Consider the following 15076-nt stretch of genomic DNA (forward strand, 5'->3'; position numbering starts at 1 on the left):
CCGGGTGACCAGGAACTTCCAGGCCGAGAGGGCCGCGCTCGCCGATGTGGTGGCGATCCCGGTGACTCCGTTCGCCGAGGACGGCTCGGTCGACATCGACGCCCACCGCGCGCTGGTGCGCAGGATGCTCGACGCGGGCATCCGCACCCTCACGCCGAACGGCAACACCGGCGAGTTCTACGCCCTCACGCCCGAGGAGCGCCGCCTGGTCACCGAGGTGACGATCGAGGAGGCGGCCGACCGGGCCGCCATGCTGGTCGGCGTCGGCCACGACGTGCCGACCGCGGTCGCGGCCGCGCGGCACGCCCGCGACGCCGGAGCCGGCATGCTGATGATCCATCAGCCGGTCCATCCGTACGTCTCCGACGGCGGCTGGGTCGACTACCACCGGGCGATCGCCGAGGCCGTTCCGGAGCTCGGCATCGTGCCGTACATCCGGAACGCGCTGCTCGGCGGCGAACGGCTCGCGGAGCTCGGCGCGGCCTGCCCGAACGTCATCGGTGTGAAGTACGCGGTCCCGGACGCGTCGCGCTTCGCCGGCTTCGCCCGTGACGCAGGTCTCGACCGCTTCGTCTGGGTGGCCGGGCTCGCCGAGCCGTACGCACCGTCGTACTTCGCGAGCGGGGCGACCGGCTTCACCTCGGGTCTGGTCAACGTGGCACCCTCGGTGTCGCTGGAGATGCTCACCGCCCTGCGGGTCGGCGACTATCCCGCGGCGATGAAGGTGTGGGAGCAGATCCGCCGCTTCGAGGAACTGCGCGCGGTCAACGCAAGCGCGGACAACGTCACCGTCGTCAAGGAGGCGCTGGCCGCTCTGGGCCTCTGCCGCCGGGACATCCGGCCCCCGAGCCGCGAGCTTCCCGAGCGGAGCAGGGCCGAGGTCGCGGCGATAGCCGCGGGGTGGCAGGCATGAGCGCCGGCGCCGACCTCCGGGACCAGAGCCCGCGGGCCCCGCGCGGCGCCGGGGAGCTGCGCAGTCATCGCTGGTACGGAAGCGGAGGACTGCGCTCGTTCAGCCATCGGGCCCGCACCCGGCAGCTCGGCTATCTGCCCGAGGAGCACCTGGGCAAGCCGGTCGTCGCCATCCTCAACACCTGGTCCGACATCAACCCCTGCCACGTCCATCTGCGCGACCGCGCGCAGGCGGTGAAGCGCGGGGTGTGGCAGGCCGGCGGGTTCCCGCTGGAGTTCCCGGTCTCCACGCTCTCGGAGACGTTCCAGAAGCCGACGCCGATGCTCTACCGCAACCTCCTGGCGATGGAGACGGAGGAGCTGCTGCGCTCCTACCCCGTGGACGGGGCCGTCCTGATGGGCGGCTGCGACAAGTCGACCCCGGCGCTGCTGATGGGCGCGGCCACCGTGGACCTTCCGACGGTGTTCGTCCCCGCGGGTCCGATGCTCCCGGGGCACTGGCGGGGCGAGACCCTCGGCTCCGGTACGGACATGTGGAAGTACTGGGACGACCGGCGGGCCGGTCTGATCGGCGACGGCGAGCTGGCCGAGCTGGAGAACGGGCTGGCCCGCTCCCCGGGCCACTGCATGACGATGGGCACGGCCTCCACCCTCACCGCCGCGGCCGAGACGCTGGGCGTGACGCTGCCGGGCGCCTCCTCCATCCCCGCCGTGGACTCCGGTCACGACCGGATGGCGGCGGCCTCGGGGATGCGGATCGTCGAGCTCGTCCGGCAGGACCTGCGGCTCTCGCGGATCCTCACCCGCGCGGCGTACGAGGACGCGGTCGCCGCCGTCCTGGCGCTCGGCGGGTCGACGAACGCCGTCATCCATCTGATCGCCATGGCCGGCAGGTCAGGGGTGAGGCTGGCGCTGGACGACTTCGACCGGATCGCGCGGACGGTGCCGGTGCTCGCCGACCTCCGCCCCGGCGGGCGGTACCTGATGGAGGACTTCCACTTCGCCGGCGGCATGCCGGGCTTCCTCTCACGGCTCGCCGACGTGCTCCATCTGGACCGGCCGACCGTCGCCCACCCGTCGCTGCGGGAGCAGCTCGACGGCGCCCTCGTGCACAACGACGAGGTCATCAGGGTGCGTTCGCGACCGCTCGCGGACGAGGGCGGGGTGGCGGTGCTGCGCGGCAACCTGTGCCCGGACGGTGCGGTGATCAAGCACATCGCCGCCGAGCCGCAGCTGCTCAAGCACACCGGTCCGGCCGTGGTCTTCGACGACTACCGCACGATGCAGCGGACCATCGACGATCCGGAGCTCGGGATCACGCGCGACCACGTCCTGGTCCTGCGCAACTCCGGCCCCAAGGGGGGTCCGGGCATGCCGGAGTACGGAATGCTGCCGATCCCCCGTCATCTGCTGGAGCAGGGGGTGCGGGACATGGTCCGGATCTCCGACGCCCGGATGAGCGGGACGAGTTACGGCGCCTGCGTGCTGCACGTGGCACCGGAGTCGTACGTCGGCGGACCGCTCGCCCTCGTCCGTACCGGCGACCTCATCACCCTGGACGTCGAGGCGCGCACCCTCCACGCCGAGGTGGACGAGGAGGAGTGGGAACGCCGTCGGGCCGCGTGGACTCCCCCGCCGAAGCGCTACGAGCGCGGCTACGGCGCGCTGTACACCGAGCAGATCTCCCAGGCCGACACCGGCTGCGACTTCGAGTTCCTGGCCAGGCCGGGAACGACTCCGGATCCGTACGCCGGCTGACCCCCGGCCCGGTCCACCCGATCCCTCCTTGTCCGGTATGCCGAACACCGTCTGCGAAGCGCCTCGCGCCCGAGAACGGAGCCGCCGTCATGGCCACAGCCGTGACCCCACCGCCCCAGGCACCAGCGAACAGACCTGCGGGACCCGCGCGTCCCCGCCGCGGTACGGGAGCGGCGCCACGCCGTCTGCCGTACCTGCTGATCGCGCCCGCGGCGCTGCTGATGCTGGGTTTCATCGCCTATCCGGTGCTCAGCGTCTTCTACTACAGCCTGCGGCACCACAATCCGACGAAGCCCTGGCGGAACGGCTTCGCCGGCTTGGAGAACTTCACCCGGATCCTCACCGAGGACCCGCACTTCTGGGGCACGCTCACCTTCAGCCTCAAGTGGGTCGCCGTCGAGGTGACACTGCAACTGCTCTTCGGACTGGCGCTTGCCCTGATCGTCAACCAGACCTTCGTGGGCCGGGCACTCGGCCGCGCGCTGGTCTTCTCCCCCTGGGCCGTCTCCGGCGTGCTCACCTCGGCGATCTGGGTCCTGATCTACAACTCGCAGACGGGCATCACCCGTTACCTCGCCGACATGGGCGTCGGCGAGTACGGGACGTCGTGGCTCTCCGACACCTCCACGGTCTTCTCGGCGGTGGTCGTCGCCGATCTCTGGCGCGGGGTGCCGTTCTTCGCGATCCTCATCCTCGCCGACCTGCAGTCCGTGCCGAAGGACCTGTACGAGGCGGCCGAGGTCGACGGGGCGGGCCGGATACGGCAGTTCGTCCACATCACGCTGCCGCATCTGAAGGACGCGATCGTCCTCTCCACCCTGCTGCGCGCGGTGTGGGAGTTCAACAACGTCGACCTGCTCTACACGCTGACGGGCGGCGGGCCCGCGGGCGAGACGACGACGCTCCCCCTCTACATCGCCAACACCAGCGTCGACGCCCACAACTTCGGTTACGCCTCCGCCCTGACGACGGTGGCGTTCGTGATCCTTCTCTTCTGCTCGATGGTCTATCTGCGCCTGAGCAAGTTCGGAGGCGAGCGCTCGTGATGGCCCGGAACGCCACCCCCACGGCGCCGGCGGCGCCGGCCGTCGCGGCCGCCACGGCGGCCGCCGCACCCCCGACCCGTACGCCTCCGATCCCGCGCCGCACACGGCGGCGCGCCTGGGACGAGGCCCCGCGCTGGCATATCTATCTGCCGCTCGGCATCTATCTGGTCTTCACCCTCGTCCCGTTCTACTGGATCGTGCTCTTCGCGGTTCGCCCGGCGGGCTCCACCTCGCTCCTGCCGTGGCCGATGACGACCGCCCACTTCGAGAAGGTGTGGAACGAGCGCAGCTTCGCCACGTTCTTCCAGAACAGCCTGCTCATCGGGGTGGCGACGCTGGTGCTGACCACGGTCGTGGCACTGGCCGGCGGCTACGCGCTGGCCCGGTTCGACTTCCGGATCAAGAAGGGCTTCATGCTGGCCCTGCTCTGCTCCCAGTTCGTGCCCGGCGCCCTGCTGCTCGTCCCGCTGTTCCAGATCTTCGCCAATCTGAGCATGATCAACTCGCTGGGCAGTGTGATCATCGCGGAGACCGTGTTCCAGCTCCCGCTGTCGATGATTCTCATCAGCGGCTTCATCAGGAACGTGCCGTACTCCCTGGAGGAGGCGGCCTGGGTCGACGGCTGCAGCCGGTTCGGCGCCTTCCGGATCGTGGTGCTGCCGCTGCTCCGGCCGGGGCTCGTGGCCGTGGGATCCTTCGCCTTCGTCCACTCCTGGAACCACTTCCTGTTCGCGCTGATGTTCCTCAGCAGCCAGGAGAAGCAGACGATCCCGGTCGGCCTCAACACGCTGATGGGCGCGGACAGTGTGGATCTCGGCGCGCTCGCGGCGGGCGGGGTGATCGCGGCACTGCCCGTGGTGATCGTGTTCGCCTTCATCCAGAAGTGGCTGGTCACCGGCTTCAGCGCGGGGGCGGTGAAGGGATGACCGCGATGACCGCCCTTCGCGAACCCCTCCCCGTCGTCCTGGCCGGCGCCCGCGGCCACGGACGGTCCCATCTGGTCAACATCCGCCGGCTCGAACGCCTCGGGCTCGTCACGCTCGCCGGCGTCTGCGAGCTGCGGCCGCTCGGGGCGCGGGAGCTGGACGGCTTCGGCACGCCCGAGCAGTCCGACGACCTCGACGCGCTGCTCGCCTCGACGGGCGCCGGGATCGCGGTCGTCTGCACCCCGATCCAGACCCACACCGACCTGGCCCTGATCGCCGCCCGCCACGGGGCGCATCTGCTCCTGGAGAAGCCCCCGGCTCCGTCGTACGCCGCGTTCCGGCGGATGGCCGACGGGGTCGCCGCGGCCGGGGTGGCCTGCCAGATCGGTTTCCAGTCGCTCGGCTCCCATGCCGTTCCCGCGATCCGGCGGCTGATCGGGGAGGGCGCGATCGGCGAACTCCTCGGGGTCGGCGGTGCCGGGGCCTGGGTCCGCGACGAGGCGTACTTCCGGCGCGCTCCCTGGGCGGGGCGGCGGAGGATCGACGGCGTCGACGTGGTCGACGGCGCGCTGACCAATCCGCTCGCCCACGCGGTGGCGACCGCGCTCGCCCTGGACGGCGCCACACGCGCGGAGGACGTCGAGTGCGTCGAGACGGAGCTGCTGCGGGCCTACGCCATCGAGTCCGACGACACCTCGTGCGTCCGGGTCCTCACCACCCGGGGAACGAGGGTCAGTGTGGCGGCGACGCTCTGCGCCGAGACGCCCTCGGAGCCGTACGTCGTGGTGCACGGGACCCGTGGGCGGATCACCTTCTGGTACAAGCAGGACCGGGTACTCCTCCAGCGGGCCGGGCACGGTCCCGAGGAGGCCGTGTACGGGCGGACCGATCTGCTGGAGAACCTGGTCGCCCATGTGGGCGGCGGGGCCGGACTGCTCGTACCGCCCGGGGACACCGGCGCGTTCATGCGGGTCGTCGACGCGGTACGGCTCGCTCCCGACCCGCTGGAACTCCCGGCGGACGCCTGGCGCTCCGAGCCCGGCGCGGGCGCGCCGCGCCGCGTGGTGCCCGGCATCGACGGCCTGGTCGCGGCGAGCGCCGACACCCTCGCTCTCTACTCCGAACTCGGCGCGCCCTGGGCCCCGCTGCCGCGGAAGGCGGTGTGCGGATGAGCGCCCCGACGGTGCTGCGCTGCGCCGGCCGCCCTGTCGCCCGCTACGTCCTGCGGTCCGGCACCGGCGCCGACCGCTCGCCGCGCCCGTACCTGCACCCCGTCGCGACGCTCGGGGGCGTCACGGTCACCGAACGGCTCCCCGCCGATCATCCGCACCATCTGGGCGCCGGTGTCGCCGTCCCCGACGTCGCGGGGTTCAACTTCTGGGGCGGGCGGACCTTCGTCCGCGACCGGGGACCGACCGTCCTCGACAATCACGGCGTACAGCGGCACGAGCGATTCGCACGGCGGGACCGCGGCGGCTTCGTGGCGGAGCTGAGCTGGGTCGCCGGAGGTCGCGTCCTGCTCCATGAGCGCCGCACCGTCTCCGCCGTGCCGCTCGACGACACGGCGTGGGCTCTGAATCTCTCCTTCTCGCTGACCAACGCCTCGGGCGAGGAGCTGTCCTTCGGCAGCCCGGCCACGAACGGCCGGCCCGGCGCCGCCTACGGCGGATTCTTCTGGCGGGCACCTCGGGAGGGCGCCGCGCCGGACGTCTTCGGCGCGGACGCGGAGGGCGAGCGGGCCGTGCACGGCGCCCGTGCGGACTGGGTCGCTCTCGTGGGCCGCGACTGGTCCCTGGTCTTCGCGGGTGCCACCGAGGAGACCAGGCGCGACCCGTGGTTCGTACGGGCCGCCGAGTACCCGGGGGTCGGCTCCTCCCTCGCCTCCGAGGAGCGCCTCCACCTCGCGGCCGGCGCGACGGCGGAGCGCCGCGTGGTCACCGTCGTCGCCGACGGGCGCCTCGACCGCGGCGGCGCGGCAGCGCTGGTGCGCGAGGCGGTGACGGCATGAGGGGGACAGCACCCACCGGGGACCTCGGGGACGGGACGTACCGCAATCCCGTCCTGGCCGCCGACTGGTCCGATCCGGACGTCGTGCGCGTCGGCGAGGACTACTACCTCACCGCCTCCAGCTTCGGCCGGGCGCCCGGACTGCCGATCCTGCACTCGCGCGACCTGGTCAACTGGACGCTCGTCGGCCATGCCCTGGAGCGGCTGCCCCCGGAGACCTCCTTCGCCTCGCCTCAGCACGACCGGGGCGTGTGGGCGCCGGCGCTGCGCCACCACGACGGCCGGTTCTGGATCTTCTGGGGCGACCCCGACCACGGGATCTGGCAGATCAACTCCCCTTCCGTACGGGCGGGATGGAGCATCCCCCACCTGGTGAAGCCGGGCCGCGGCCTGATCGACCCCTGTCCGCTGTGGGACGAGGAGACGGGCGAGGCGTATCTCGTCCACGCCTGGGCGAAGTCCCGCTCCGGCGTCAGCAACCGGCTCACCGGCCACCGGATGAGCTCCGACGGCACCGAACTCCTCGACGGCGGGAGGACGATCGTCGACGGCGACCGCCTCCCGGGCTGGTTCACGCTCGAAGGCCCCAAGGTGTACCGGCACGACGGCTGGTTCTGGATCCTCGCCCCGGCCGGGGGCGTGGCCACGGGCTGGCAGGGCGCCTTCCGCTCCCGCGGCTTCTTCGGCCCGTACGAGGAGCGGGTGGTCCTTGAGCAGGGCGGTACGGAGGTCAACGGCCCGCACCAGGGCGGCTGGGTGCGTACGCAGCGGGGCGAGGACTGGTTCCTGCACTTCCAGGAGCGCGGCGCGTACGGACGGGTGGTCCATCTCCAGCCGATGCGCTGGGGTGACGACGGCTGGCCTGTCCTCGGCGACGAGGGCTCTCCCGTCCTGGTGCACCGCAAGCCCGCGCTGCCCCGACAGCCCCTCTCGGCACCGGCCACGGACGACGGGTTCCCCGGCGGCCGCTTCGGACGGCAGTGGCAGTGGACGGCCAACCCGAGGGAGGGCTGGACGACCCGGCACTCCGCCGACGGCCTGTGGCTGAACTGCGGCCGTACGGAGGAGACCGAGGACCTGCGCCGGCTGCCGCACCTCCTCACCCAGCGGCTGCCCGCCCGGCCCTGCGCGGTCGAGGTCGAACTCCGCCTGGACAGCGAGGAGCCGGGCGCCCGTGCCGGACTCACGGTCCTGGGCGACGCGTACAGCTGGATCGGGCTCCGTCGCGAGGCGGACGGGGCCGTCCTGCTGGTCCACCGGTTCGCTCCGGTCTCCGCCGAGCGGGAACGGGAGGCGGCCTTCGCGCGGCCCGCCCCCGACGGCCGGGTCCGGCTGCGGGTCGAGATCGACGACGGTGCCCGCTGCCGGTTCTCGTACGACACGGGTGACGGTCCCACCGACTCCGGTCAGGTCTTCGCGGCCACCCCCTGGCGGTGGGTGGGCGCTCTGATCGGACTGTTCGCCGCCGCTCCGCCGGGCACCGGCCCCGCAGGGACGGCCGTCTTCAACGCGTTCCGCATCACACCGAACGACACTCCCCCGAGAGAAGAGAGCCGACGATGACCATCTTCCGCAGCGGGCGGCGCAGAGCCGCCGACGCCCTCGCCCTCGCCACCGTCCTCGCCCTGACCCTCACCGCCTGCGGCGACGACGGCAGCGGCGCCGCCGGCGACAAGGGCGACGAGGGCTCGGGCAAAGGAGAGATCACCTTCTGGGACAACAACGGCGGTGTGCGCACCGACGTCTGGAAGGAGATCATCACGGACTTCGAGAAGGCCAACCCCGACATCGAGGTGACGTACGTCGGCATCGCGTCGACCGAGGTGCAGTCCAAGTACGACACCGCCATCCAGGGCGGCGGCCTGCCGGACGTGGGCGGCGTCGGTGCCGCCATGCTCGCCGGTATCGCCGCCCAGAACGCCCTGGAGCCGCTCGACGCGCGGGTCGAGTCCGGCGCACTGAAGGGCAAGCTCAACGCGGGTATGGTCGACAGCGTCAGGTCCGCGGGCGGCCGGGACAGACTCTTCACCGTCCCCACGTCCGCGAGCAACGGCGTCCTCTACTACCGCACCGACCTCTTCCGGGCGGCCGGCCTCGAGGAGCCCACCACCTGGTCGAAGTTCTACGCGGCGGCCGACAAGCTGACCGCCAAGGAGAAGAACAGGTTCGGCTACACGATCCGCGGCGGCGCGGGCTCGATCGCCCAGGCGCTCGACGCGATGTACGGCCAGAGCGGCATCACGTCCTTCTGGGACGGCGACAGGACGACCGTCAACGCTCCCGAGAACGTGGCGGCCCTGGAGAAGTACGCGGCCCTCTTCAAGAGGAACACCCCTGCGGCCGACGTCAACAACGACTTCACCAAGATGGTCGCCCAGTGGGACAGCGGCGAGATCGGCATGCTCAACCACAACCTGGGCTCCTACAAGGACCATGTGAAGGCGCTGGGCACCGGGAAGTTCCGAGGCATCCCCAATCCGACGACGGACGACGGCACCCGGGTGCAGGTCTCCAACCCGGTCGACGGGCTCGGACTCTTCTCCTCCAGCAGGAACAAGGCGGCGGCCTGGAAGTTCATCGAGTTCGCCGCCTCGCACGCGTCCAACAGCAAGTGGAACGAGTCGGCCGGCGCCATCCCGGCGAACACCGAGGCGGCCCAGGACCCCTGGATCCAGAAGGCGGAGCCGACGAAGCTCGCCGCCGAGGTGCTCTTCAGCGGCGAGGCGGCCATCGTGCAGCTGCCGTACTACCTGCCCGACTGGAACACCATCTCCAAGGCCGACAACGAGCCCGCCTTCCAGAAGGTGCTGCTCGGGAAGTCCACGGCCAAGGACTTCCTGGACGACCTGGCCGAGCAGCTCAACACGGCGCAGGCCGAGTGGAAGTCGCAGAACAAGTGATCCCCGCGGATCCCCCCGAGTGGTTCACGCGGCCCGGACCCGACTCCAAGGAGAACAGATGAGTGGACACAGACACAGGTGCCTGACGGGAGCGACCGCCCTCGTCCTGGCCCTCACCGGAGCCTCGGCGACGCCGGCCGCGGCGCAGGCGCCCCAGCCTGAGGCGACCTCGGCCCAGGCGCCCGCTGCGGACTCCGCCCGCGCGACGCTGGCCGCCGGAGACGGCTGGGGCTCGGCGGGCACGGGGACGAGCGGGGGCGCGGCGGCCGTCGCCTCCCGCGTCTTCACCGTCACCACCTGGGAGGAGTTCCGGGCGGCCCTCGCCGTCCCTGGCACGGAGCCGAGGATCGTCAAAGTGAAGGGGACACTGAACGCCACGGCCGCGGGCTGCTCCGCGTTCGAGGCGCCGGGCTACGACTTCCCGCGGTACCTCGCCGACTACGACCCGGCCGTCTGGGGCCGTGACACCGTCGTCAGCGGACCGCAGGAGGAGTTGCGCGCGGCGTCCGCGCAGGCGCAGGGCCGGGCGATCAAGGCGTACGTCCCTGCCAACACGACCGTCGTCGGCGTCGGCGGGAACGCGGGGATCGTCGGCGGGAGCGTGCAGATCCAGGGCGTCGACAACGTCGTGGTCCGCAATCTGACCGTCGAGAGCCCCCTCGACTGCTTTCCGCAGTGGGACCCCACCGACGGAGCCACCGGCGCCTGGAACTCCGAGTACGACAGCATGGTCGTGTACGGCTCCACACACGTCTGGATCGACCACAACACCTTCACCGACGGTGCCCACCCCGACAGTTCGCTGCCGAGGTACTACGGCGAGGTCTACCAGCGGCACGACGGCGAGCTGGACGTCGTACGCGGGGCCGACCTGGTCACCGCGTCCTGGAACGTCTTCGCGGACCACGACAAGACGCTGATGATCGGCAACAGCGACAGCGCGGGAGCCACCGACCGCGGCAGGCTGCGGGTCACGCTGCACCACAACCTGTTCAGGAACGTGATCGAGCGCGCGCCCAGGGTCCGCTTCGGCCAGGTCGACGCGTACAACAACCACTTCGTGGTGCCTGCCACCGGCTACGCGTACAGCCTCGGCATCGGCCAGGAGTCCCAGCTCGTCGCCGAGAAGAACACGTTCACCGTGCCGGCGGGTGTCGGTGCGGGCAGCATCCTCAAGAAGTGGAAGGACGCGCCGGTCACGACCGTGGGCAATCTCGTCAACGGCCGGCCCGTCGACCTCCTCGCCCTGCACAACGCCGAGTTCCCCGGTGAGATCCTGCGGGGCGGCGCCGGCTGGACGCCCACGCTGCGCGCTCGCGTGGACAACCCGCGGGCCGTGCCCGGTCTCGTCGCCCACCGCGCGGGCGCGGGCAGGCTCCACTGACCGAGCCCTGGCGGGCAGCAGCCCGCCACCCGGCGTCGGCCGGGCTCCGAAGTCCGGGCTCCGGCCGACGCCGTCCCGACGCTATGACGTGGACCACATGGCTCAACCGATCACTTCACGCTGCCCGTGCGGTCATACATACGACGACACACCACAGCGACAGAACAGGAACACGACGCCATGGCCGACGCAGTGAAGGGCCCCGCGAGCTACTTCCCCTCGATCGAGAAGAAGTACGGCCGCCCGATCTCCGAGTGGCAGGGGCTCATCCGCTCCTCGCCGCTGACCAAGCACATGGAGCTCGTCTCCTGGCTGAAGGCCGAGCACGGCCTCGGGCACGGCCACGCCAACGCCCTCGTCGCGCACACGCTCGCGGAGGACAGCGGCAAGTGATCCCGCGGCCCGGCCAATTCGCTCGCGCGCGACCGGCCGGGCCTGGCAGGATCCCCCGCATGACCTACGGAATCGAGTCCCCCTCCGCCCTGTGAGCGCCCCGGACGAGCGCGGCGCGCTCACCCCTCGGCCCTCCCTGTACGACTACGCCCTGCGCCGGTACGGCGCGGAGCCCGACGGCCGCCTCCCCGCAAGGGGTTACCCCGTCCCTGATCCGCCGCCCAGGCCGCTCTCCCCGCTCGACCGGCGCACGGCGCGCCAGACCGCCATCGACGCCGTCACTCCCTTCCTGACCGACCCGGACGCGGTGCGCGCCGCCGACGGCGTGCAGCGGCGCCTCGAGGAGCTGGGTCTGCGGAACCACCACGTCCGCCACGTCGTGGCAGGCCTTCCGCTGGCGGACGAGGGGGCCGCGCGGGCGCTCGCCCGCCGGCTGACCCGTACAGGCTCCGGCAGCACGGCCGTCGCTCTCGGCCTCGGCCTCCTGGCCAGGCTCGGCGAACCGGAGGACGTGCCCTGCCTCCGGATCCTCGGCCTGATCCGGGACTTCACGGGTGACGCCGTGGAGGCGCTCGCCCGCCTCGACCGCGCTGCGGCCGCCCTCGTCTGGCTCGCCGTACGCGCCGGGGACCGCGAGGTGCGTCCGCTGGTCGACGCCCTGGCGACCGGCGACGACAGAGCCGCCCGGGCCCGGCTGAGGGGGCTGCCCGTGAGCCCGCGCGCCCTCGGGCCCGAGACCGCCCGAAGGATCGCGGAGGCGGTCCGGCTCGCCGACGTCCTGCGCGAGGATCCGGTCGATCCCGGCGTCCTCGCACAAGCGGCCCGGCTGCTGTCGCGGATGACCAGCCAGCGTGGCTACCGTCCCGAGATCCTCCTCTACGAGGAGGCCGTCGCCGCCTACGAGTCCGTCGTCGAGCGGGCGGCCCTGCTCCCTCCGACACTCGACCACTGCGCGACCCTCCTCTCCCTCGCCCTCGACCTGCACAGCGGCCCCAGCAACGTGCTCCCCTGGCGGCCGGGCAGACGCGCGGAGCTGCTCGACACCCTGGAGTCCGTCCTGCGCGCACCCGCATGGGAGGCCCTGGCCGGCCTCGACGCCGAGGACCCCGCCGACCGGCGCCGGATCCGGTGGATCCGGCGCACGGCCCGGCAGCCGTTCCGCCTCTCCGCGGCGGACGCGCCCCGGCTCCGCATCGAGGTCGCCGTGCGCGATCCCGCCGACCCGGACGTCGCCGAGACCCGCCCGCTGATCGACGGGCGGCCGATCCTCCCGGAGGCCTTCGGCCTGGGCCCCGGAAACGCGCCGGAGGAGCTCCTCGACAGCGGACGTCTGCGGGCGACGGCCGAGCCCCGGGAGGTCCAACTCGCCGAGGCGTACTGCACCGAGGGCTGCTGCGGCGCCCTCTACGTCACCGTGCAGCGGGACGGGGACCAGGTCGTCTGGCGTGACTGGCGCCGCACGTCGTCCGTGCGGCGCGGGCAGACGGAACCCCCTGCCTACCGCTTCGACGCGGCCGACTACGACGCTGAGATCGCACGCGCCGAGAACGACCACTCCTGGGCGTGGCCTGCCCGGATCACGGCACGGCTCCTCGCCGCGGGCCTGCGTGACCGGCCCGACCTCCTGTCGCGCTGGGACGCACGGTTCGGATGGGTGGGCACCGACTACCACGATCCGGACATCACGGTGCTGTCCTTCGCGTACCAGCCGGGGCTCGCGCCGCGTGCCGGCCTCGCCGGAGGGCGGCTGGACGTGGACCGTCCCTGGCTGCAGTTTCTCTGGAACCTGCCGGACGACGGCACACCTCCCGAGGCCAGGGCGGCAGCCGCTCTGGCGCGCCTGGAATCGACCGATCCGACGACCCTGGCGCAGGTGCGAGGCGGCAGCCGGGAGCACGCCGAGGCGCTCGGCTTCCCCTGGCCGGGGGGTGAGCGGGAGCCGCGACAGGCCGGCGGGTGACCAGGCCTAGCGGGTGTCGCCCTCCCAGTCCCAGTGCACGCCGTCGCCCTCCCGTGGGCCGTACCGGGCGTGACCGCCCGGGCCGTAGGCGCCGATCTCGGTGGCGAGGGCGGCCCCCTCCTCGAGCTGCCCCGCGGTCCATCCCGTGACGTCGAGCAGGAGGCCGTCCAGGGGGCCGGCCACCAGCTCGCGGTAGACCCGCCCGGGTCTGGGGCCGGGATGGGGATCGTCGTGGTCGGCGCCGTAGACACGGCCTCGCATCAGCTCGTCCATACCCGGCAGCATCGCACCCGGGACTGACACTCGCCCGGTCGCGAACGGACGGTCAGGCCGCCGGGGCGATGTTCTGGTTCGAGCGGAAGACGTTGCCGGGGTCGTACTCCCGTTTGAGGGCCCGCAGCCTGCGGAGCTTCTCGGTTCCGTACGCCTGCTCGACGCGGGCCGCGCCCTCCTCCATGAGGAAGTTGACGTAGACGCCCGCGTGGTACGGCTCCAGCGCGGACCACCAGTCCCGTGCCCAGGCCCGCGCCTCGTCGAACCCCTCGGCGTCGTAGCAGTTCCCGTTGATGTTGAAGGTGTGGCCCACGCTCCTCCCGCTGCACGCCGTCTCGTCCTCGCCCACGCGGGCGACGGCACCGCCCAGGTGGAAGATGTTGCACGTCGAGAGCGGGGAGGTGAGCTGCTGGGCGTGGGCCGCGCTGATGCCGATCACCTCGTCGTCGAGGCGCTCGATGTCGCAGGAGCGGACGTAGTACCACCAGCCGGGGCGGAACGAGGGGTCGAACATCGACTGGTGCTGGAGGAAGGGCTTGGGTGCGCAGAGGTCGAGGAGCGGTGTGCCGAACGCCCGCAGCGGCCGGAGCACCCGCCGGCCCGTCTCGATGTCCCCGGCGTAGCAGCTGATCACCGCGATGACGGGCCTGCCGTGCAGCTCCGGCGGGATCGACGGGAGGGGCGGGGCCTTGCGGTGGACGACGATGGTCGTCAGCTCGTCGGGCACGTCGGTGATCCACTCGCGGTAGAAGGCGAGGACGTGCGGTGCCTCTTCCAGCGGCCAGAGGACGGGTCCGGCGAGCACGGTGGGTCCCACGGGGTTGAGCCGGAACTCGAACTCGGTGACGACGCCGAAGTTGCCGCCCGCGCCGCGCAGGCCCCAGAAGAGTTCGGGTTCGTGGTCCGCGCTCGCCGTGACGAAGGTGCCGTCGGCGGTGACCAGGTCCGCGGAGAGCAGCTGGTCCACCGTGAGCCCGTACTTGCGCATGAGCCAGCCGATCCCTCCGCCGAGGGTCAGGCCGGCGAGGCCGGTGTGTGTCACGATCCCGGCGGGCACGGCCATCCCGAAGTGCTGTGTCTCGCGGTCGAGCGCCCCGAGCAGCACCCCTGCCTGCGCTCTGACCGTGCGGTTCACGGGGTCGACGCGGATGCCGTTCATGGCCGACATGTCGATGACGAGTCCGCCGTCGACCAGTGACTGGCCGGGGAAGCTGTGGCCGCCGCTCCGTACCGCGACCGGCAGCCCACTGCGCGTCGCGCTCTCCAGCGCCGCGGCGACGTCGGCGACGCCGGTGCAGTACGCGACGAGGGCGGGGAACTTGCTGATCGACCCGTTCCAGATGCGCCGCGCCTCGTCGTAGGCGGGATCGTCGGGTCGGACGAGCCTGCCGGAGAAGGATCGCTCCAGCTCCTGGAAGGCCGCCTCGTCCACGCGCGCGGCTGCGGGAGGTGCGCCCATCGTGACTCCTCGGCCGATCGGGCTCTCCTGCCAGGCTCCCACCGGCCGGGAGCCGGTG

13 protein-coding genes are annotated in these 15076 nt (G+C 72.1%); 11 read left to right on the top strand and 2 right to left on the bottom strand.

The genetic code is table 11. The annotated features are described in order from the left end of the window. The first annotated feature begins 4 nt into the window (after positions 1-4). From ACZ3IJ_RS09755 to ACZ3IJ_RS09805, 11 genes are all read left to right on the top strand, one after another. Entirely contained in the window at positions 5-913 is a 909-nt protein-coding gene (locus ACZ3IJ_RS09755) for a dihydrodipicolinate synthase family protein (RefSeq protein WP_467467151.1), read from the top strand. After that, positions 910-2670 carry an L-arabinonate dehydratase gene (araD, locus tag ACZ3IJ_RS09760; protein ID WP_467467152.1) on the top strand — a complete coding sequence of 587 codons (1761 nt, stop codon included), beginning with the start codon at positions 910-912 and terminating at the stop codon, positions 2668-2670. Before ACZ3IJ_RS09755 ends, araD begins: the two co-directional genes overlap by 4 nt. Before the next feature lie 89 nt (positions 2671-2759). Continuing rightward, positions 2760-3716 (top strand): carbohydrate ABC transporter permease, encoded by a 957-nt coding sequence (locus ACZ3IJ_RS09765; RefSeq protein WP_467467153.1) that lies wholly within the window; start codon positions 2760-2762, stop codon positions 3714-3716. Further along, positions 3716-4642, top strand: coding sequence for a carbohydrate ABC transporter permease (locus ACZ3IJ_RS09770; protein ID WP_467467154.1), 927 nt, complete (start codon positions 3716-3718; stop codon positions 4640-4642). Before ACZ3IJ_RS09765 ends, ACZ3IJ_RS09770 begins: the two co-directional genes overlap by 1 nt. A gap of 5 nt (positions 4643-4647) precedes the next feature. After that, positions 4648-5814, top strand: a complete 1167-nt coding sequence (locus ACZ3IJ_RS09775; RefSeq protein ID WP_467467155.1) for a Gfo/Idh/MocA family protein — start codon at positions 4648-4650, stop codon at positions 5812-5814. Then, entirely contained in the window at positions 5811-6650 is an 840-nt protein-coding gene (locus tag ACZ3IJ_RS09780) for a DUF6807 domain-containing protein (RefSeq protein WP_467467156.1), read from the top strand. The genes ACZ3IJ_RS09775 and ACZ3IJ_RS09780 overlap by 4 nt, the downstream gene beginning before the upstream one ends. Then, a complete protein-coding gene (locus tag ACZ3IJ_RS09785) occupies positions 6647-8212 on the top strand; it encodes a glycoside hydrolase family 43 protein (RefSeq protein ID WP_467467157.1) in 1566 nt (521 codons plus the stop codon). Before ACZ3IJ_RS09780 ends, ACZ3IJ_RS09785 begins: the two co-directional genes overlap by 4 nt. After that, positions 8209-9549: an ABC transporter substrate-binding protein gene (locus ACZ3IJ_RS09790; protein ID WP_467467158.1), complete on the top strand. Its 1341-nt coding sequence runs from the start codon at positions 8209-8211 to the stop codon at positions 9547-9549. The genes ACZ3IJ_RS09785 and ACZ3IJ_RS09790 overlap by 4 nt, the downstream gene beginning before the upstream one ends. 58 nt (positions 9550-9607) lie before the next feature. Continuing rightward, positions 9608-10933 carry a pectate lyase family protein gene (locus ACZ3IJ_RS09795; RefSeq protein ID WP_467467159.1) on the top strand — a complete coding sequence of 442 codons (1326 nt, stop codon included), beginning with the start codon at positions 9608-9610 and terminating at the stop codon, positions 10931-10933. 180 nt (positions 10934-11113) lie between these two features. After that, entirely contained in the window at positions 11114-11326 is a 213-nt protein-coding gene (locus ACZ3IJ_RS09800; RefSeq protein ID WP_467467160.1) for a DUF4287 domain-containing protein, read from the top strand. 91 nt (positions 11327-11417) lie between these two features. Beyond that, positions 11418-13286: a hypothetical protein gene (locus tag ACZ3IJ_RS09805; RefSeq protein WP_467467161.1), complete on the top strand. Its 1869-nt coding sequence runs from the start codon at positions 11418-11420 to the stop codon at positions 13284-13286. A 6-nt stretch (positions 13287-13292) separates the two neighbouring features. Here the strand turns inward: ACZ3IJ_RS09805 and ACZ3IJ_RS09810 are convergent, their stop codons facing one another. Both ACZ3IJ_RS09810 and ACZ3IJ_RS09815 read right to left on the bottom strand, forming a co-directional pair. Then, positions 13293-13559, bottom strand: a complete 267-nt coding sequence (locus ACZ3IJ_RS09810) for a hypothetical protein (protein ID WP_352190044.1) — start codon at positions 13557-13559, stop codon at positions 13293-13295. Between the two features lie 52 nt (positions 13560-13611). Beyond that, positions 13612-15018, bottom strand: coding sequence for an FAD-binding oxidoreductase (locus ACZ3IJ_RS09815; protein ID WP_467467162.1), 1407 nt, complete (start codon positions 15016-15018; stop codon positions 13612-13614). Between the last annotated feature and the right edge of the window lie 58 nt (positions 15019-15076).

This window comes from Streptomyces sp. NPDC013317 (genome assembly GCF_055563155.1).